Origin of the sequence: Paraburkholderia sp. RAU6.4a, assembly GCF_050435625.1 — a bacterium.
GTDB classification, from domain to species: domain Bacteria; phylum Pseudomonadota; class Gammaproteobacteria; order Burkholderiales; family Burkholderiaceae; genus Paraburkholderia; species Paraburkholderia tuberum.
Map to the genome: position 1 here is coordinate 621,704 of NZ_JBNDKQ010000003.1, position 18,291 is coordinate 639,994.

Here is an 18,291-nt window from a genome sequence, read left to right on the forward strand (position 1 = left end):
GAAAGTTACTGAATGGCTTTCGTAACCCGACGAATCAGCGGGTCGACTATCGTTGCGAGGAGCCGGTCCATCGTCGCGCCGGCGCTGTTTTCGATGGGAGCGACATCATGAGAAACGCATTCTTCGGCGCGGCCGTGGCCGCGGTTCTTGGCATCATCGCGACGGCCGCGCTCGCCGACGACGGCATGCCGCCGCCCCCGCCCGCCGCTATGCACGACGGCGGCCCACGCGGCGACGGGCCGCCGGGGCATGGTCCGATGATGGGTCACCCGAGCCCAGCTTTCGCGGTGATCAATGATCTCGAACAACTGCGCCGTCTGTATGCGCTAAACGGTCATGAAGGCGAGATCGTCGCCGTCTACCACGACGTGCTGAACAAGACCCAGGATCCGATGCTGCGTCACTACGTGTACGACTCGCTCGCACGCGAGCAGCTGAAGCCCGCCAATCCCGAGCAGGCGATCGCGACGCTACGCACGAGTCTCGCCGAAGATCTCGTGGCGGCGAACAAGGCCCCGCATGGTACGCCGCCGGGTCAGCCAGCGGCACAACCGCAATAAATTTTCATCGCGAATTGCGAATAAAGCGCCGCGCCACGCGGCGCTTTTTCTTTGCGCCGGAGCATGCGAGCGCGATCGAGCGACCGCTGCATCGCCGCATCTCGTCCGTGCGCTCCCGCAGCCCCGCCCCGCGCGGCTTTCCGGGACTACGTTGCCTGTCCCACATTGGCGCTTCACTGATGCTTTTCATCTTCCGTCAGGTGATTACGATAGGAGCTCCGCAACGTCAGGGCAGGGTGAAGGAATGCGCTATCCAATGGACATGGCCATTGCCGCCGCCCTGCTAGTTTTCGTCCTGTGCTGCATCGTCAAGCTCGCTTTGAGCTGATCGGCGGCTCGACGTCCGCGCGCTCTTCTTCGTCTCGCCGTGACATCGCTCGAAATAATTGTTGAATGGAGTTCGGCGAGCCGCTCACACATACTTCGTTCGCTGCCGGTGCGTGACGAATCACAGACGCATGAGATCGAAAGGCTTCACGTGCGAATCCCTTCGCCGATGATCGACGATCCCACGGTTGCCCGATCATCGGCGATGGACTCGAACAGACTGGCACCGCGTGCCGACCACAGGATCATCATGTTGACTTCAGTGAACTTCATCAAAAAGAACGCCGCCCGTTTCACCTGCATGGCACTCGTGTGCGGCGGCGCGCTGCTGAGCGGCTGCGCCGGCGCCAGCGTCACGAATCTGAGCGCGACGAGCACGTCCGCGACGGCCGACGCAGGCACGCAATCGACGATGCATCCGGACACGATCTACGTCTACACGTTCGATGCCGATCCGCAGCAGGTCAAGCTCGACAACGGCGGCATGCTGCAAAAACTGAAGACGCAGATGTCGGGCTCGTCGGACGCGCAGAAGCAGGTTGCCGATGCCGCCCAGGTGCGCGAGCAGGTCGCCGACGAGATCGTCCATCAGCTGCAGGCGATGGGTCTGCACGCGGTGCGCACCGACGCGCCGGTGCCCGCCGGCCAGAACGTGCTGCTCGTGCAAGGCAGCTTCGAGACGATCGACGCCGGCAATCGCCGCCGCCGCACGCTGATCGGCTTGGGCGCGGGCAAGAGCGAGGTGAGCAGCGCGGTGCGGATCGTCTACCAGCCCGCAGGCGGCACGCCGCGTGTCGTGCAGAGCTTCACGGCCAACGCGGACAGCGGCAAGATGCCCGGCATGGTCGAAACCGCCGGGGTCGGCGCGGCGGCCGGCACCGTCGCGACCGCGGCAGCGGCCGGCGCGGGCCTGCACGGCGTGACCGAAACGAAGCGCGCGGGCGTGTCGGACGATGCAAAGCGCCTCGCCGATGCAGTCGCGAAACAGATCGCGCAGTTCGGCGTGCAAGCCGGCTGGATGCAGACCGCGCGAAAGAGCTGAGCGGTTGAGCGCGGCGGGTTGCGGGTCCGACTAAAGAGCGCGGCTGAAAAGTGCGGCGGTGTGGAGCGATGTCCACGCCGCCGCGTTTTTTTATCGACGCGCGCCCCGTCGCTAGCCGCGCCACAACCCTCGCAGCAGTGCGAGCAGCGCGGCCGGCGCCGTGCCCTTCTGGCAATAACCGTCGAAGTTGTGGCGCTCGCGGCCGGTTTGCCTCACGTGGTCCTCGTCCAGCGACGTAAACGCGACGATGCCGAGACTGTGCGTCGGCAGATAGCGGCGCAGCGCGCTCGCCGTTTCGTAGCCGTCGCGCTCCGGCATCATGATGTCGAGCACGACGACGTCGGGCACCCAGTTGCGCACGCAGTGCAGCGCCGCGGTGCAGCCGGTCGCGGCGCGCGCCTCGACACCCTCGTAGGAAAGCCAGGTGGCAAGCGCTTCGCCGGCGTTCTCGTTGTCGTCGATGACGAGCACGCGCGGCACGCCGTGCAATAGCTGGACCTCTCGGGCGCTCCACCTCTGGCAAGTAGTCGGATTTCGTGGCATGTATGGCGGCCTGCGAGTAAACCTTTGGGTGGGAAGCAAGCGCTGTACCGCGGCTGCGGCGGCGTCAAACCCGCGCGTCGCGGCCGCTCGACGTCATCGAAAACATCCACTTTTGCCATCAGTTCTGTAAATCGTTGCGTCTCTATAATAGGAATGATTCCTATTTGCACTATAATTCCGCCGAACCTTTCGTTCTGCGATCGGACTGCTTACATAAACGGCATCATCCGCGCGTGCAACCAGGAAAAATGCCGCCCGGATTCCAACTAGCGCCCCGGGACGGAAGATCGACGACCACGCCTACTTTCCAATTCATGTCCGTTTCACGCTGGAATCGCCCGCAGGCCACGCCTGCTCAAGCCACTCTGCATCGCGCCACCATCCTTGCCGCCATCGCCGTCGCTTACAGTGTCCCGGCCAGCGCGTTCGCTCAATCCACCGACTCCGCCCCCGCCGCCGACGGCACGCTGCCCGCCATCAAGGTTCAGGCGGCCGCCGTCGAAGAGTTGCCCGGCGACCTGTCGCCGACATACGCGGGCGGCCAGGTCGCGCGCGGCGCCGACTACGGCGTGCTCGGCAAGCAGCGCAACATCGACATGCCGTTCAGCATGACGACCTACACGGCCAAGCTGATCAAGGATCAGCAGGCGCGCACGCTCGCCGACGTGGTCGAAAACGACCCGTCGGTGCGAACCGCGTACGGCTACGGCAACTTCTCGGAAGTGTTCGTGATTCGCGGCTTCCAGCTCAATGCCGACGACATCTCGATCAACGGTCTGTACGGCGTTACGCCGCGCCAGTTGGTCTCGACCGCGGCGGTCGAGCGGGTCGACGTGTTCAAGGGCGCCAACGCGTTCCTGAACGGTGCTTCGCCGACGGGCTCGGCGATCGGCGGCGGCGTGAACGTGCAGCTGAAGAGAGCGGAGGACACGCCGACCACCAACGTGACACTCGCAACCAGCGGCTCCGGCGAGTTCGGCGCGCAGGTGGACGTCGGCCGACGCTTCGGCAGCGAAGGCCAGTTCGGGATCCGCGTGAACCAGGCGAATCGTGACGGCGAGACGAGCATCGACGGCGAACACCGCCGCGACACCACTACGGCCGTCGCGCTCGACTGGCGCGGCGACAAGCTGCGTCTGTCCGGCGACTTCCTGTATCAGCGCGAGCACGTCAGCGACGGCCGCCCGGTCGTCTACTTCACCGACGCGATTCCCGCCGTGCCGCCGGCAACGTACAACTACGCGCAGAACTGGTCGTACACGAACCTCGAAGACACCGTCGGCATCCTGAAGGCCGAATACGACTTCCTGCCTGGCTGGACCGCCTATGCGACCGGTGGTGTGCGCCGCACGGTCGAGCAAGGTGAGTACTACTCGCCGACCTATTCGTCGACCGGCGTCACCGGTGCCCGTCTCGGCGTGCCGTACAACCAGAATTCGAGCTCCGCCGAAGTCGGCGTGCGCGGCCGCTTCGACACTGGCCCGGTGTCGCATAGGGTTGCGGCGGGCGGCGCCATCACGAGCGAGAACACCAACTCCGCGTGGACCTACGCCTTCATGGGCCCGGTCTCGCTCTACAACACGGTGCAGACGCCTTACCCGGCCACGACGATGTCAGGCGGCAACCTGGCCGATCCGGGCATGACGGCCACCACGGTGATCCGCAGCGTGTCCGCGTCCGACACGCTCGGCTTCCTGCATGACCGGGTGCTGTTCACGGTCGGTGCGCGTCGCCAGCAGATCGCGACGGCCAACTACGACAACACGGGCATCGGCAGCGGCAACTACAGCGACGGCATCACGACGCCGCTGTTCGGCCTCGTTCTGCGCCCGACGCAGAACGTGTCGATCTTCGCGAACCGCAGCGAAGCGCTCGCAGCGGGCAGCATCGCGCCGGCGGGCACGCTGAACTACGGTCAACAACTGGCGCCGGTCCGCACGAAGCAGTGGGAAGTGGGTGTCAAGTACGACACCGAAAGGCTCGGTGCGTCGTTTGCCGCTTTCCAGATCGAACAGCCGTCGGCGTTCACCGACCCGGCCACGCATATCTATGGCCTGAACGGCAACGAGCGCCATCGCGGTCTCGAAGCCGAAGTGCACGGCGAGCCGCTCAAGGGCCTGCGTCTGCTGGCCGGCGCTTCGCTGATGGACGCGACGCTCGAGAATACACAAGGCGGAACCTACGACGGCAACCGTCCGGTGGGCGTGCCGACTTTCCTGTTCAACCTGGGCGCCGATTACGACATTCCGATGGTGCCGGGGCTCGCGGTCAACGCGCGCTGGATCCATACCGGCGCGCAGGAAGCGAACGCGGCCAACACGCTGTCGATCCCGTCGTGGAACCGCTTCGACCTGGGGGCGCGTTACGAGACGTCCATCTACGGCAAGAGGACGACGTTGCGCGCCACCGTGCAGAACGTGACGAACAAGGCGTACTGGTCAGCCGTGTCGGCCTACGGCGCGACGACGTACCTGACCCAGGGCGCACCGCGTACGTTCCTGTTGTCGGTCAGCACCGACTTCTGATTGTCTGACGTGACGTCGGTCGCCTGTGCAGCGACTTGCATGTATGACTAAAACGCTGCCAGGCTTTCGGGCTGGCAGCGTTGTAGTGTTTCCGCGCAAACTGAACGGCGTGGCGCCGCCCCACGTCACTCGACCGGCGGCTCGCCTTCGGGTTTTTTCTTCGGCCGCTGCGCATCGGCGGCGCGCTGCGGCAGCTTGCTCTTTTCGTTATCGCTGTGCCTGACGGGCTGAGGATGATTGAACTGTTCGTCGACGTCTTTCATGGTGTGCCTCCGTGCCAACGCAACGCAACTCAACACACAACACAACGCTCATGAATGTTCGGCGGACCGTGCGGTCTCGCCCGTGCCTGCGGCTGCGGCCGGCGCATCGGTTGCCGCGCCCATCGTGACCAGCACGCTGCACGTCACGCGATCGAGCAGCAGCCCGTCGTGCCGGCCACCCCACCATCGCGCGAGTCCGTGACTGCGACGATGACCGACGACGACCAGATCGGCCTTCAGATCGTTAGCGAAAAACGGAATCTCATCGAGTGGTTCGCCGATCGCGAGATGACCGGTCGCGCGAATTCCGCGTGCGGCGAGCTTCCGTAAGCCCTCGTCGAGCAGCGTTTTGGCGGATTCGTTGATGAAATCGACCGGCACCGCGGACGTGATGTCCGCGCCCTGCATCCACGCCGTATTGTTGAGCACGGAAAGCAGGTGCACTTCTGCGTTCAGGTCTTGCGCGAGAGCGGCACCGTCCTTCAACGCGTGTTGTCCTTCGCGAGTTCCGTCGTAGCAGAGAAGAATGCGCTTGAAGCTCGACATGAGAATCTCCTTGCGCCGTGCGGCACGTGATCAATTAATTATATGTCAGTTCGTGATATATACCGCGCGACACCGATGCACGCAAATACCTACAGAAACGCGGTCAAACAGGCACTATTCACGAGTTTCGGCGGCCACCGAATCCCTGCCCTGAAATAGCGGTTGCTCGGCGCGGCGATCAGGAACACCGCGCTACGACTCAGGCCACAGAAAGAAAACATGAGCAGCGTTTGCCGCGGGATCGACGGGCAAACCATAGCCATGCGACCGAGCGGTCCATGCCTCGTGCGGCGAACCGTTCGGCCATTTCACGAGCACCACCGCTCCGCTGGACAACTGGTCGACAACGGTGCCGCCATACACGCCGATCACACTGCTTCGCACCCCCGTGCCGCACGATGCGGTGCAAGAGCCGCACACCGGCTGCGGGTATCGGCCGGTCTGCTGCGCGGGTGAGAACGCATAGGCAAGCGGAACGGCGCAAACCGAAATGAGGACGATTGCGAAACGTCGACACGACGCAAGTCGTTTCATCGCGATTCCCTCGACGAACTACAGCCCCCAGATGATGTCCGCGTCCGAGTCGCGCGCCGCACGCATCATGTCCAGAAACGGCCACGCGCGCTGCGACAGCCGGTTGCGCGACTCGCGTTGATTACTGGTTGAGCAGTGCAATGCTTCGAGGGTCGTTTCCGCGGCCGCGTCTTCGGTGATGGCGGTTTCGAGCCGATCGATCGCGCGGGGCAGCTCGTCGTGGCTGATAACACCCCGCGCGCCGAGCCGCTTGCCGATCAGACCAAGCAGATATTGTGCGAGATCCCTGAGCATGACGACATCCGGCGACGCCGTCGATTGAAATGTGATCATCATGATGGCTCCTTTATCGGTCTATCAGGCAACGGGCCAACGAGTCCTCCCAATCCGCCTGCTCTCATTTTATATCACGACGTGACAAAAAAGAACGCGCCGAGGGTTGATTTAAGGGCCATGCTGAAGCACGTCGGCTGTGGTCTCGACTGTCTGCGAGATGCGACAGATTCCGCGCGCCGCGCGGGGGGCGGAGAACTTTTATATCATATTGACATATAATCATGACCAGACTGTATTCGCGTTGCCAGGGTTTCCCCGGTAATGTCGGGCCCGGCATCATCGACTACTTTCTGCTCCTATCTTGTCCCGCTCTCCTGCTCTCGGCTGGCTTGCCAGCTTTCTCCCTGCACCGGTCACCGTGAAATGGCACGAGCGTGCGCGTTCGTGCCTCGGCGCGCTTCTCGGCATCGCGTTCACCGGCGGTCTGATGTATCTGCTGCTCGGCCCTGTCGCAAATATTCCGCTGCTCGTCGCGCCGATGGGCGCTTCCGCCGTGTTGCTGTTCGCGGTGCCCGCGAGCCCGCTGGCGCAGCCGTGGTCGATCATCGGCGGCAACCTCGTGTCCGCGACGGTCGGCGTAACCTGCGCGATGCTGATCGGCGATCCGACGCTGGCGGCCGCCCTCGCGGTGGCGCTGTCGATCTCCGGCATGTTCGCGCTGCGCTGCGTGCACCCGCCGTCGGGCGCGGTCGCGTTGACCGCGGTGCTGGGCGGCCCGGTCATTCATGCGCTCGGCTACCGCTTCGTGCTCGAACCGATCGCGATCCAGTCGGCCGCGCTGCTGTTCGCGGCGCTCGTCTATCACGCGGCAACCGGCCACCGTTATCCGCATGCGGGACGCCAGGACCGCGCGACACCGAGCCAGGCCGCCGACGAAGCCGCGCGCGTCGGCTTCACGCGCGAAGACGTCGCAGCCGTGCTCGGGCGCCGTGACGAACTGCTCGACATCGACACCGACGATCTCTATTCGCTGCTGCGCGAAACGCAGCTTCAGGCGTTCTCGCGCAGCTTCAACGAACTGCGCTGCGAAGACGTGATGTCGCGCCACGTCGTGTCGGTATCGCCGGGCACGCGCGCCGCCGCCGCATGGCAGTTGTTCAAGCGCCACAACGTGAAGGCGCTGCCGGTCGTCGACGCGGCGCAGAAACTGCTAGGCATCGTTACGCGCGCCGATTTCGTCGACAGAAGAAGCTTCGGCGCGCTCGGTCCGATCCTGAACTACTTCGACGGCTGGCTGCGCGGCGATGCGCTTCGCACGTCGAACGTCGGCAGCGTGATGACCACCGACGTCTGCACCGTCGCCGCCACCGATCCGATCACGGAACTGGTGCCGATGTTCGCGAACTTCGGCCATCACCACATCCCGGTGCTCGATCGCGCGGGCCGCGTGGTCGGCATGATCACGCAGGTGGACCTGATCTCCGGCCTGTATCGGCAAACCGCCACCCGAGCCCGCGAGGCGGCCTGATTTTCAACTAAAAGACCGAGGAGACCTGCCGCGCGATGCCGTTGCGACCGCCGCAATTCGCTTACATACCTCATAACGTGATATATTTTCGGTTTTCTTCGCATCGGCGGATTTGCCATGAAAGTACGGACTCGCAAGCTCGTTAAGAGCGATTTCGAGCAGTTGTCGCAGTTTCGCTATCAGATGCGGCGCTTCGAGCGCTTCTCGGAGCAGGCCGCGCAAAGCGAGGGCATCACGCCGTTGCAATACCTGTTGTTGCTGCACATCAAGGGCTATCCGGAGCGCGACTGGGCGACCGTCGGCGAACTCGCGGAGCGTCTGCAGGCGCAACATCACGGCGTCGTCGCGCTGGTATCGCGCTGCGAGGCACTGAATCTCGTGCGCCGCCAGGTCAGCGAGACCGATCGCCGCCAGGTTGAAGTACACATCGAAAGAGCGGGAGAACGGGTACTCGAACGGCTTGCGGAACTGCATCGCGCCGAATTGAGATCGCTCGAAGGCTCCTTCCAGGTTCCACGGATCGACCTCGACTAACCATGAGCATGGATTCCCACAAACGCGACTTCGCGGCGAATGCACGGCTGCCCGGCATCTTCGCGCTCGCCGCAGGCATCGGCTTCGTCAGCACGATTGCCGCCTTTGTTCTGCTGAACCTGATTCGCCTGTTCACCAATCTGTTTTTCTTCGGCACGCTGTCGTTCGTCGACCGCTCGCCCGCCACCAATACGCTTGGCATTTGGGTGATCGGCGTGCCGGTGATCGGTGGTTTGATCGTCGGGCTGATGGCGCGCTTCGGCTCCGAAAAGATTCGCGGCCACGGCATTCCCGAGGCGATCGAGGCGATCCTGTTCGGCAAGAGCAAGATGTCGCCGAAAGTGGCGGTGCTCAAGCCGTTGTCGTCAGGCATCGTGATCGGCAGCGGCGGGCCGTTCGGCGCGGAAGGCCCGATCATCATGACCGGCGGCGCGCTCGGCTCGCTGATCGCGCAGTGCGTGAAGGTCACGTCGGCGGAACGCAAGACGCTGCTCGTGGCGGGCGCGGCGGCCGGCATGACCGCGGTGTTCGGCACGCCGCTCGCGGCCGTGCTGCTCGCGGTCGAACTGCTGCTGTTCGAATGGCGGCCGCGCAGCTTCCTGCCAGTCGCGGTGGCGTGCGCGGTCGCTGGCTTCGCCCGCGTAATTTTCTTCGGTACAGGTCCGCTGTTTCCGCTACAGACTGCCGCGCCCGATGGCTGGTCGCTGCTGTCGTGCGCGGTCGCGGGCGGGTTGTCGGGCGCGCTGGCGTCCGGCCTGTCCGCCTCGCTCTACAAGGTGGAAGACCTGTTCGGCAAGCTGCCGATCCACTGGATGTGGTGGCCAGCGCTCGGCGGCATCGTCGTCGGCATTGGCGGCTGGCTCGAACCGCGCGCGCTCGGCGTCGGTTACGACGTGATCGGCGATCTGTTGCATCAGCACATTGCGGTGCAGGTCGCCCTTTTGCTGCTCGCCGTGAAGGCGGTGATGTGGGTCATCGCGCTCGGCTCGGGCACGTCGGGCGGTGTGCTCGCACCGCTCCTGATGCTCGGTGCCGGACTCGGCACGGTGCTCGCGCATTGGCTCCCGGGTAGCGAACCGGCGCTGTGGCCGCTCGTCTGCATGGCCGCGACGCTTGGTGCCACGCTCGGCGCGCCGCTGACGGCCATCGTGTTCGCGTTCGGCCTCACGCACGACGCCAACGCGCTGTTGCCGCTGCTGACGGCAACGCTGATCGCGCACGGCTTCTCCACGGTCGTGATGCGGCGCTCGATCATGACCGAGAAAATCGCGCGACGCGGCTATCACATCTATCGCGAGTACGGCGTCGATCCGCTCGAGCGCCACTATGTCGACGAAGTGATGACCGCCTCGGTCGAATCGGTCGATGCCGCCACGACGGTCGGCGCAACGCTGCAGACGCTGTTCGGCGCGAACCAGCTGCACCGCGCGTATCCGGTGGTGCGCGACGGCGCGGTGATCGGCGTGGCCGACCGCATGTTGCTCGAACGCTTCTGCGCCGAGGACACGGAACGCAAGCGCGCGATGACGCTCGCCGACGTGTTCGCGCAACACAACACCGAGTTTGCCTTGTCATCCGAAACCTGCCGGCTGGCGGCGACGCGGCTCGCCGTGCTCGGGCTCGAACGCCTGCCGGTGGTCGCCGATCGCAACAGCATGCGTCTGGTAGGCATCGTGTCGCGCAGCGATCTGGTCAAGCCGTCGCTCGCGCACTTCGAAGAAGAGCACAAACGGGAACGTTTCCGTCGTATCGGGCCGTCGTTCAGCAAGCGGCGCTTCGCGCCGGTTCGGAAAGCCCGCTAAAAAGACCGCAGCAAAAAATCAAAGGCCGAGCCCCGTTAGGGCCTCGGCCTTTTTATTCGCGCATGGAGCTATTTGCCCGCACCACGCGACTCGACGCAACCCAGCACGAGCGTGTCGCCCGATTTCGCGCCGGGACCCAGCGCCGCCGTGTGGAAGTCCGCGTGGTCGCAATGCCATTCGGCGTGGAAGTCGCGTGGGCATGCCATCGTCGTGCCACCTTTGTGCAGGCCGGGCAGCGCGTAATCGCAAGTTTCCCGTCCGTTGCAATGACGCTCGAGCTCACGAGTCAGGTTGCCGCGCGGCGCGCCGCAATTCTCGCCATAGGTGCCCGATACGATCGTAATCGCGCGCGTTTGTGCGTCGGCGTTTGCGGACACCATGAATACGCCGCTTGCCAACGCCAGCGCGGCACGAAGAATTCCACTGGGGAAAATCCGTCCGCGCCGCGAAGATTCCATCGGCCTCTTCACTTTGCCCCTCCGTTCCCGCTATAGGCGACGTTCAACCGAAACGCGCCGCCTATAGCCAGGTATAGAGGAAAGAGCAAAAGACTGCCACTAGAAACCATTCCTACGCGCAATAGCGGCCAAAGCCGTTATTCGAGCGCCTTGTCGTTCGGCTGCGCGTACAGCTGTTTCAGCGAATCGCTCATCGGAAAGTCGAAGCTGATGTTCTTCGGCGGCACCGGCTTGATGAACCATCGGTCGTACATCGTGTGGATTTCCGGTCCTTTCATCACCTGTTCGAGCGTGTCGTCGACGAGCTTTCTGAACTCCGGATCGTCGCGTCGCAACATGAAGCCATACGCTTCCGACGATTGCGGCGTGCCGGTGATGATCCAGTCCGACGGCTTCGCGGTCAGCGTGCGCGTGCCGGCAAGCAACACGTCATCCATCATGTACGCGACGGCGCGGCCGCTTTCGAGCGTGAGACGCCCTTCGCCGTAATCTTTCGCGCTGATGATCTGCATGTTCATCTTCTTGTCCTCGTTCATCTTGCGCAGGATGCGCTCGGACGTCGTGCCCTGATTCGTCACGACCGTCTTGCCGGCGAGATCCGGAAAGTCCTTGATGCCCGAGTCCTTGCGCGTCAGAAGACGCGTCGTCGCGACGAAGAACGTGTCGGCGAACGCCACCTGGCTTTGGCGCGCGACGAGATTGGTCGTCACGCCGCATTCGAGATCGACCGTGCCGTTCTGCACGAGCGGAATGCGATTCTGCGAGGTGACCGGAATGAAGCGCACCTTGAGGTCCGGACGCTTCGTTTTCGCCTTGACCGCATCGATGACCTTGTTGCACAGGTCCTGCGAAAAGCCGACCACCTCGTTGTTCGCGTCGACGTACGAGAACGGCACCGACGTCTCGCGATGGCCAATCGCGATCACGCCGCTTCGCTGGATCTTCGCGAGCGTGGACGTCGCGTCCTGCGCAAACGCGCCCGGACTCGCCAACGTTGCCGCCACGAGCATGGAAACAGTGGACCAATTCATCACTTTCATGGGTATCTCCAATCGTACGGCAGGTTCCTGATGGATAGCGGGCTGCTGCGCCAGCCGTCTACATATGTTGCCATTAAAAAAATAAATGCAACATATGTTAACTACCGAGTGTTGAAACGCCGCGTGGCGACGCTTTCCGGCCAATCAAGTCATCATCGATCCGTACCGGACATCATTTTCAAAACCGTACAGGTACTGTACCGGCCTCTGTCGCTAGAATGAACTTCACCGTTTTCTGTTGGCGACACCGGAGCCCCCATGTCTTTCGTCACTCTCAGCGCGCTGCCAGCCGGCATCCTGTTCGCGCTCGTCACCTCGATCACGCCCGGTCCGAACAACACGATGCTGCTCGCGTCGGGCGTCAATTTCGGCTTTCGCCGCACGCTGCCCCATCTGTCCGGCATCAGCGTCGGCGTGGTGCTACTAATGTTGTCGGTCGGCATCGGCCTCGGCGAGGCGTTCGTGCATTTCCCCGTGCTGTACACGGTGCTCGAAGTCGTCAGCGTCGCTTATCTGCTGTATCTGGCGTGGAAAATCGGCACGTCGGGCGAACTGAAGCTCAGGAACGGCGAGCGTCGCCCGATGCGCTTTCACGAGGCGATCGCGTTTCAGTGGGTCAATCCGAAGGCGTGGATGATGGTGCTGACCGCCGCGACGACGATTCACCTGAGCAACAGCTTCGGCATGAACGCCGTCGCGATGGCTGCGGTGTTCTATGTGATCGGCTTTCCGTGCATCTGCGTGTGGGCCGGTTTCGGCACCGCGATGCGCGAGGTGCTGTCGAACCCGAAGCGGCTGCGCGTCTTCAACATCGCGATGGCGCTGCTGCTGGTCGCGTCGCTGTATCCGATCGCGCTGAAGCTGATCGGGCACGGCGGCTGAGCTTTCGACGCGCGCCGCCGCGTCTACCACGCCCCCTGCCCGACCCGTTCGATGAAGCGCCACAACGCGTCGTCGCTCGAATACGGCGCGTTGAAGCGGAACCACGCGCTCGGCGCGTCGTCGGGACGGAAGTAGGAGCCCGGTGCGAGCCAGATGCCGTGCGCGAGCGCGGCGGTCGCGACCTCGGCGGCGCGCTCCGCTTCGATCGGCAGACGCGCCAGCATGAAGAGCCCCGCGCGCGGCCGGTGAAACACCTCGAGCCCGAGCGCGTCCAGCCGTTCTTCGAGTGCCACGTGCGCGAGCTTGAGCCGTTCGTTGACCATCTCGACGTGGCGCGCGTAACGCCCTTCCACCAGCACCTTGTCGACGATCCGCTCGATCGTTTCCGACGACGTCAGCCCCACCGCCATCTTCGTGCGCGCGAGTTCGCGCAGCACCGCCTGCTCGGCCACCACATAGCCGCAGCGCAGCGACGGCGTCACCGTCTTCGAAAAGCCGCCGACGTGCAGCACGCGCTGCAAGCCTTCCATCGCCGCCAGTAGCGGCGCGCCGGCCGGCGCGAGTTCGCGGCTCACGTCGTCCTCGATCACCCAGATGCGCTCGCGCTCGGCGATCTGCAGCAAGCGGAACGCGGCCGACATGCCGAAGGTCGCGCCGGTCGGATTCTGGAGCGTGGTGTTGACGAAGATCGCCTTCGGCTTGTGCCGCGCGACCAGCGTTGCGAGAACGTCCGTATCGACGCCGGCCGGCGTGCGCGGCACGCCATGCACGACCAGCCCGGCGAGCTTCAGGATCTGCAGCAGATTGCAGTAGCCGGGATCTTCGACGATCACCGCATCGCCCGCGCGCAGCAGCGTGCGCACGATCAGATCGAGCCCCTGCGTCGCGCCCTGCGTGAGCAGCACGTTCGCGACGTCGACGGGCAGCCCGCGCCGGTCGAGCTGTTCGGCGATGCGCTCGCGCAGCGGCGCGAAGCCGTACGGATGGCCATAGTCGCCGAGCCGCGCGGCCGGCACCCGGCTCAGCGCGCGCAGCGAGTGCTGCAGGCCGCTCTCGTTGGTCCATTCGCTCGGCAGCCAGCCGCAGCCCGCCTTGATCGGCACCGAGTGATCGGCGAACACGTCGGACAGCAGCCACGTCGCGGTCAGGCTCGGCGGCGTCCAGTCGGCGACGGCCGCGCGCGTGGACGACGAGCGCGCCGCCACCCGATAGCCGGAGCCGCGCCGCGCGACCACGAGCCCCATCGACACCAGCCGGTTGTACGCCTCGGTCACGGTGAAGGTGCTCAGCGCGTGGCTTTGGGCAAGCTGCCGCACCGACGGCAGCAGCGCGCCCGCGCGCAGCGATTGCGAGTCGATCGCGCGCGCGAAGCTCTGCACGACCTGTTCGACGAGCGTCGGCGCCGCGCGCCGGTCGCGTTGAAGGTCCAGTTCGATCATGTTTCGGGCGAAAAACGAGGGGCAAAAAGACGAACCGCGGACCGCCCGCCTACCGGAACAGTTCGCGCGAATCCACCAGCACGGTTGACACCACACTTGGTCAACTGTTTATGCCGCCATTAAACCGCGAGGGCTACAGTTTGGCTACGCTTAAAGCCCCAACCGACACCACTTCGAGGAGATGCCATGACTTCGCGCCCCGTCATCGACGATCTGTCGTCCTTCTGGATGCCCTTCACCGCCAACCGCCAGTTCAAGGCCGCGCCGCGCCTGCTGGAATCGGCGAAGGGCATGTACTACCGAAGCACCGACGGGCGCGAGATTCTCGACGGTTGCGCCGGGCTGTGGTGCGTGAACGCCGGCCATGGCCGCGATGAAATCGTCGCCGCGATCACCCAGCAGCTGTCGACGCTCGACTTCGCGCCGACCTTCCAGATGGGCCACCCGCTTGCGTTCGAAGCGGCGAAGAAGGTTGCCGAGCTGATGCCGGAAGGGCTCGATCGCATCTTCTTCACGAACTCGGGCTCCGAATCGGTCGACACCGCGCTGAAAATCGCGCTCGCCTACCATCGCGCGCGCGGCGAAGGCCAGCGCACGCGTCTGATCGGCCGCGAGCGCGGCTATCACGGCGTCGGTTTCGGCGGGATTTCGGTCGGCGGTATCGCGCCGAATCGCAAGACGTTTTCGGGGGCGCTGTTGCCGGCGGTCGATCATCTGCCGCACACGCACAACCTCGAACACAACGCGTTCTCGAAGGGCCAGCCCGCATGGGGCGCGCATCTGGCCGAGGAGCTGGAGCGCATCGTCGCGCTGCACGACGCTTCGACGATCGCCGCGGTGATCGTCGAACCGGTGGCCGGCTCGACCGGCGTGCTGGTTCCGCCGCAAGGCTATCTGCAAAAGCTGCGCGAGATCTGCACGAAGCACGGCATCCTGCTGATCTTCGACGAGGTGATCACGGGCTTTGGCCGCCTCGGCAAGGCGACCGCGAGCGAACACTTCGGCGTCACGCCGGACCTGATCACGCTGGCGAAGGCGATCAACAACGCGTCGATTCCGATGGGCGCGGTCGCGGCGAGCCGCACGATCCACGACACGGTCGTGGGTAGCGGCGCGCCGGGCGCGATCGAGCTGTTCCACGGCTACACGTACTCGGCGCATCCGGCGGCTGCCGCGGCCGCGATCGCGACGCTCGATCTGTACCGCCGCGACCAGTTGTTCGAGCGCGCGGCCAGCCTCGCGCCGACGTTCGAAGCCGCCGCGCATGGACTGCGCGACGCGAAGCACGTGAAGGACGTGCGCAATCTCGGCCTCGTCGCGGGCATCGAGCTCGAATCGCGCGACGGGGCGCCGGGCGCGCGCGCCTACGAGGCGTTCGTCAAATGCTTCGAGGCAGGCGTGCTGATCCGTTTCACCGGCGACATCCTCGCGTTCTCGCCGCCGCTGATCATCGACGAAGAGCAGATCGCGCGGCTCTTCCGCACCGTTGGCGAGGTGCTGGCGACGGTGCAGTAAGAAGGCCCGCAAGCGCGCCACCAGGCGACGACGAAAGAGCGGCGGCACGCGCATGCGTGCGCCGCTCTTTTTATTGCTGCCGCTTTGCGAGCCGCAAGCTCAGTGATGCGCGCGCGACGCCCGCGTTTGCGCGGCCTTTTTCGCGGCAGCGGAGCGTCCGGCCGCGCCCTTCGTCGCAGCGGCCTTTTTGGCTGCGGCCGAGCGGCTCGCGGCTGGCCGCTTGGCCGCCGCGGACTTCGCCTGCTTCGACATCGCCGCCGACGACGCCCCGGCCTTGCTCTCGCGCTTGAGCACGCTCTCCGACACACGCGAGCGTTTCGCGCTCGACTCCTTGCTCGCACTCTTTTTCGCGGCGCCTTCGTGCTTGCCCGCCGCGCTGTCCTTCTGCGCTTTCTTGCGGGTCGCCTCGCTCGTGGCGCCCTTCTTCGGCGGCTTCAGGTCGACGCCCGCGCGCCGCGCCTCGGACAGCCCGATCGCGATCGCCTGCTTCGGCGAGCGCACGCCGTGCTTGCCGGCGCGGACCTTGTCCACCTGTTCCTTGACGAACTCTCCCGCTTGAGTACTCGCTGATTTGCCGGCGCGTTTATCGGCCGCGGCACGCTTCAAGGTTTTCTGCTCTGGCATGACGGTTCTCCGGTTGTGGGTGAGTCTCTATCATTCAGCAACGAGCGTGCCGGAGCGCCCATCCGCGCCATGCTCCGGCGGCGGTTGCGCGGCGGGACTCGCGTGCGTCGGCGGGACGGCGTATGGTGGTGGACATGGGACGGGAGTAAGCGCCGAAGCGCTAACTCAAATCGGCCGCCTTGCATGGAGACAGCCATGAAGATAGTTACGGTTCGCGCTGGCACGCATATCGAGGGCGTGCACTGGATCGCCGAGTACGTCGAAGACGTCCACGAAATTCGCGTGTTCCGCGAGGGGCAGGAAGTGGACGTGCACAACGCGCCGTCCACACTGTTCGGCGATGAAGAAAACGCGGGCTCGAAAAACACCGCCGATCATCGCGCGATGGAAGCGGCCGTGCTCGCTTATCTGAAGCGCTTCGTCACGGAGCACGACGCGGAAGAGTAGGTTTCGCCGACGGCAACCGCCGTTTTCAAAGCCGCCCGCTCGTGGCAAAAGCCGCTGCGGACGTGCATTCACCAACACTCGCGCGGCCATTGCGCGGCAGTCACGACGGACCGCCGCGCGCCACGTCCTCAATCCGCCGGGCGCAGTTTCTTCACCTCGGCGTCCGATGGCTGCACGCTCGCGCCATCCACATAGCGGTACGACGTCATCACACCCTTGCCGTCCTTCACGCCGGTCACGCCGACATACGCGCCCATCGTCGACTGATTGTCCTGCGCGCGGTACATGATCGGGCCGAAGGGCGTCTGCACGTTGAGCCCCTTGAACGCGGCGGCGAGTTTGTCCGGATCGGTCGAACCCGCCTTCTTGATGCCGTCCGCGATCGACATCAGCGCCGAATAGCCGACCACCGAGCCCAGCCGCGGATAGTCGTGATATTTCGCCTGATACGTGTCGACGAACTGCTTGTTCGCGGCCGTATCGATCGAATACCACGGGTAGCCGGTCACGATCCAGCCGGTCGGCGCTTCGGCGCCGAGCGGATCGAGGTAGTCGGGCTCGCCGGTCAGCAGCGACACCACCGCGCGATCCTTGAAGAGCCCGCGCGTATTGCCCTCGCGCACGAACTTGCCGAGGTCGGCGCCGAACAGCACGTTGAAGATCGCGTCGGGCTTCGCGTCGGCGATCGCCTGGGTCACGGCGCCCGCGTCGACGTTGCCGAGCGGCGTCGCCTGTTCGACGACGAACTGCACGTCCGGCTGCGCGGCCGTCAGCAGCTTCTTGAAGGTCGCCACCGCCGATTGCCCATACTCGTAGTTCGGATACACGATCGCCCAGCGCTTCTTCTTCAGCTTCGCGGCCTCGGGCACCAGCATCGCGACCTGCATGTAGGTCGAAGGACGCAGACGGTACGTGTATTTATTGCCGTCGGCCCAGACGATCTTGTCGGTCAGCGGTTCGGCCGCGAGGAAGAAGATCTTCTTCTGCTTCGCGAAGTCGGCGAGCGCGAGGCCGGTGTTCGACAGGAAGCCGCCGAACAGCACCTGCACCTGCTCGCGCGCGATCAGTTCCTGGGCGACGCGGATCGTGTCGCCGGGGTTGCCGTTGTCGTCGCGCGAAATAACTTCGAGCTGCTTGCCGAGCACGCCACCCGCCGCGTTCACCTGCTCGAGTGCGAGATTCCAGCCTTGCTTGTAAGGCCCGAGAAAGGCGGGCTGCGCCTTGTAGCTATTGATCTCACCGATCTTGATGGTCTGCTGTGCGCTCGCGCCGAGCGCGGCAAACGAGCACACGGTCGACACCATGAGGCGAGAGATCCATCCTGCGCGCGTGGTCATGCGTTTCTCCGTTATCAGAAGGAATGGTGGTTTTAGTCAGACATGCGAACGTGCGGACGTGCAAGCGCG

18 protein-coding genes are annotated in these 18,291 nt (G+C 64.7%); 9 read left to right on the forward strand and 9 right to left on the reverse strand.

The window, feature by feature from the left end; genetic code table 11:
• Window positions 1–107 precede the first annotated feature (107 nt).
• Entirely contained in the window at window positions 108–560 is a 453-nt protein-coding gene (locus OKW40_RS27375) for a hypothetical protein (protein WP_184046564.1), read from the forward strand.
• 577 nt (window positions 561–1,137) lie between these two features.
• Window positions 1,138–1,929, forward strand: a complete 792-nt coding sequence (locus OKW40_RS27380) for a DUF4410 domain-containing protein (protein ID WP_429492635.1) — start codon at window positions 1,138–1,140, stop codon at window positions 1,927–1,929.
• A 111-nt stretch (window positions 1,930–2,040) separates the two neighbouring features.
• Here the strand turns inward: OKW40_RS27380 and OKW40_RS27385 are convergent, their stop codons facing one another.
• The gene (locus OKW40_RS27385) at window positions 2,041–2,472 is read right to left on the reverse strand and encodes a response regulator (RefSeq protein WP_429492637.1); all 432 of its coding nucleotides are present in this window, start codon (window positions 2,470–2,472) and stop codon (window positions 2,041–2,043) included.
• A 314-nt stretch (window positions 2,473–2,786) separates the two neighbouring features.
• On the opposite strand from OKW40_RS27385, the gene OKW40_RS27390 reads away from it, so the two are divergent.
• On the forward strand, window positions 2,787–4,997 hold the full coding sequence (locus OKW40_RS27390) for a TonB-dependent receptor (protein ID WP_429492639.1): 2,211 nt from the start codon (window positions 2,787–2,789) through the stop codon (window positions 4,995–4,997).
• A gap of 125 nt (window positions 4,998–5,122) precedes the next feature.
• Here OKW40_RS27390 and OKW40_RS27395 read toward each other — a convergent pair whose 3' ends face one another.
• The 3 genes from OKW40_RS27395 to OKW40_RS27405 all read right to left on the reverse strand — a co-directional run bounded on the left by OKW40_RS27395 (window position 5,123) and on the right by OKW40_RS27405 (window position 6,676).
• Window positions 5,123–5,260: a hypothetical protein gene (locus OKW40_RS27395; RefSeq protein ID WP_167368721.1), complete on the reverse strand. Its 138-nt coding sequence runs from the start codon at window positions 5,258–5,260 to the stop codon at window positions 5,123–5,125.
• Window positions 5,261–5,308: 48 nt separating this feature from the next.
• Complete coding sequence (locus OKW40_RS27400) at window positions 5,309–5,806, reverse strand: universal stress protein (protein WP_429353090.1); 498 nt, start codon at window positions 5,804–5,806, stop codon at window positions 5,309–5,311.
• 552 nt (window positions 5,807–6,358) lie between these two features.
• Window positions 6,359–6,676: a DUF1840 domain-containing protein gene (locus OKW40_RS27405; protein WP_018423542.1), complete on the reverse strand. Its 318-nt coding sequence runs from the start codon at window positions 6,674–6,676 to the stop codon at window positions 6,359–6,361.
• Window positions 6,677–6,977: 301 nt separating this feature from the next.
• On the opposite strand from OKW40_RS27405, the gene OKW40_RS27410 reads away from it, so the two are divergent.
• The 3 genes from OKW40_RS27410 to OKW40_RS27420 all read left to right on the forward strand — a co-directional run bounded on the left by OKW40_RS27410 (window position 6,978) and on the right by OKW40_RS27420 (window position 10,480).
• A complete protein-coding gene (locus OKW40_RS27410; RefSeq protein WP_429492641.1) occupies window positions 6,978–8,144 on the forward strand; it encodes an HPP family protein in 1,167 nt (388 codons plus the stop codon).
• A 117-nt stretch (window positions 8,145–8,261) separates the two neighbouring features.
• Window positions 8,262–8,678 (forward strand): MarR family winged helix-turn-helix transcriptional regulator, encoded by a 417-nt coding sequence (locus tag OKW40_RS27415; protein WP_184007094.1) that lies wholly within the window; start codon window positions 8,262–8,264, stop codon window positions 8,676–8,678.
• Between the two features lie 2 nt (window positions 8,679–8,680).
• Window positions 8,681–10,480 (forward strand): chloride channel protein, encoded by a 1,800-nt coding sequence (locus OKW40_RS27420; RefSeq protein WP_429492643.1) that lies wholly within the window; start codon window positions 8,681–8,683, stop codon window positions 10,478–10,480.
• 68 nt (window positions 10,481–10,548) lie between these two features.
• Here the strand turns inward: OKW40_RS27420 and OKW40_RS27425 are convergent, their stop codons facing one another.
• Together OKW40_RS27425 and OKW40_RS27430 are read right to left on the reverse strand one after the other, a co-directional pair.
• Window positions 10,549–10,860 carry a hypothetical protein gene (locus OKW40_RS27425; protein WP_244145126.1) on the reverse strand — a complete coding sequence of 104 codons (312 nt, stop codon included), beginning with the start codon at window positions 10,858–10,860 and terminating at the stop codon, window positions 10,549–10,551.
• A gap of 215 nt (window positions 10,861–11,075) precedes the next feature.
• On the reverse strand, window positions 11,076–11,978 hold the full coding sequence (locus OKW40_RS27430; RefSeq protein ID WP_429492645.1) for a glutamate/aspartate ABC transporter substrate-binding protein: 903 nt from the start codon (window positions 11,976–11,978) through the stop codon (window positions 11,076–11,078).
• Between the two features lie 258 nt (window positions 11,979–12,236).
• Here OKW40_RS27430 and OKW40_RS27435 point away from each other — a divergent pair, with 258 nt between their 5' ends.
• Complete coding sequence (locus OKW40_RS27435) at window positions 12,237–12,860, forward strand: LysE family translocator (RefSeq protein ID WP_184007090.1); 624 nt, start codon at window positions 12,237–12,239, stop codon at window positions 12,858–12,860.
• A gap of 23 nt (window positions 12,861–12,883) precedes the next feature.
• Here the strand turns inward: OKW40_RS27435 and OKW40_RS27440 are convergent, their stop codons facing one another.
• Window positions 12,884–14,299, reverse strand: a complete 1,416-nt coding sequence (locus tag OKW40_RS27440) for a PLP-dependent aminotransferase family protein (protein WP_090807223.1) — start codon at window positions 14,297–14,299, stop codon at window positions 12,884–12,886.
• 186 nt (window positions 14,300–14,485) lie between these two features.
• Between OKW40_RS27440 and OKW40_RS27445 the strand changes: the two genes are divergently transcribed.
• Complete coding sequence (locus tag OKW40_RS27445; protein ID WP_090807225.1) at window positions 14,486–15,814, forward strand: aspartate aminotransferase family protein; 1,329 nt, start codon at window positions 14,486–14,488, stop codon at window positions 15,812–15,814.
• Between the two features lie 99 nt (window positions 15,815–15,913).
• On the opposite strand, the gene OKW40_RS27450 is transcribed toward OKW40_RS27445, so the two are convergent.
• Window positions 15,914–16,438, reverse strand: a complete 525-nt coding sequence (locus OKW40_RS27450; RefSeq protein ID WP_090807227.1) for a DUF6496 domain-containing protein — start codon at window positions 16,436–16,438, stop codon at window positions 15,914–15,916.
• A gap of 195 nt (window positions 16,439–16,633) precedes the next feature.
• Between OKW40_RS27450 and OKW40_RS27455 the strand changes: the two genes are divergently transcribed.
• The gene (locus tag OKW40_RS27455) at window positions 16,634–16,885 is read left to right on the forward strand and encodes a hypothetical protein (RefSeq protein ID WP_018423554.1); all 252 of its coding nucleotides are present in this window, start codon (window positions 16,634–16,636) and stop codon (window positions 16,883–16,885) included.
• 128 nt (window positions 16,886–17,013) lie between these two features.
• Here the strand turns inward: OKW40_RS27455 and OKW40_RS27460 are convergent, their stop codons facing one another.
• Window positions 17,014–18,222 carry an ABC transporter substrate-binding protein gene (locus OKW40_RS27460; RefSeq protein WP_090807229.1) on the reverse strand — a complete coding sequence of 403 codons (1,209 nt, stop codon included), beginning with the start codon at window positions 18,220–18,222 and terminating at the stop codon, window positions 17,014–17,016.
• Between the last annotated feature and the right edge of the window lie 69 nt (window positions 18,223–18,291).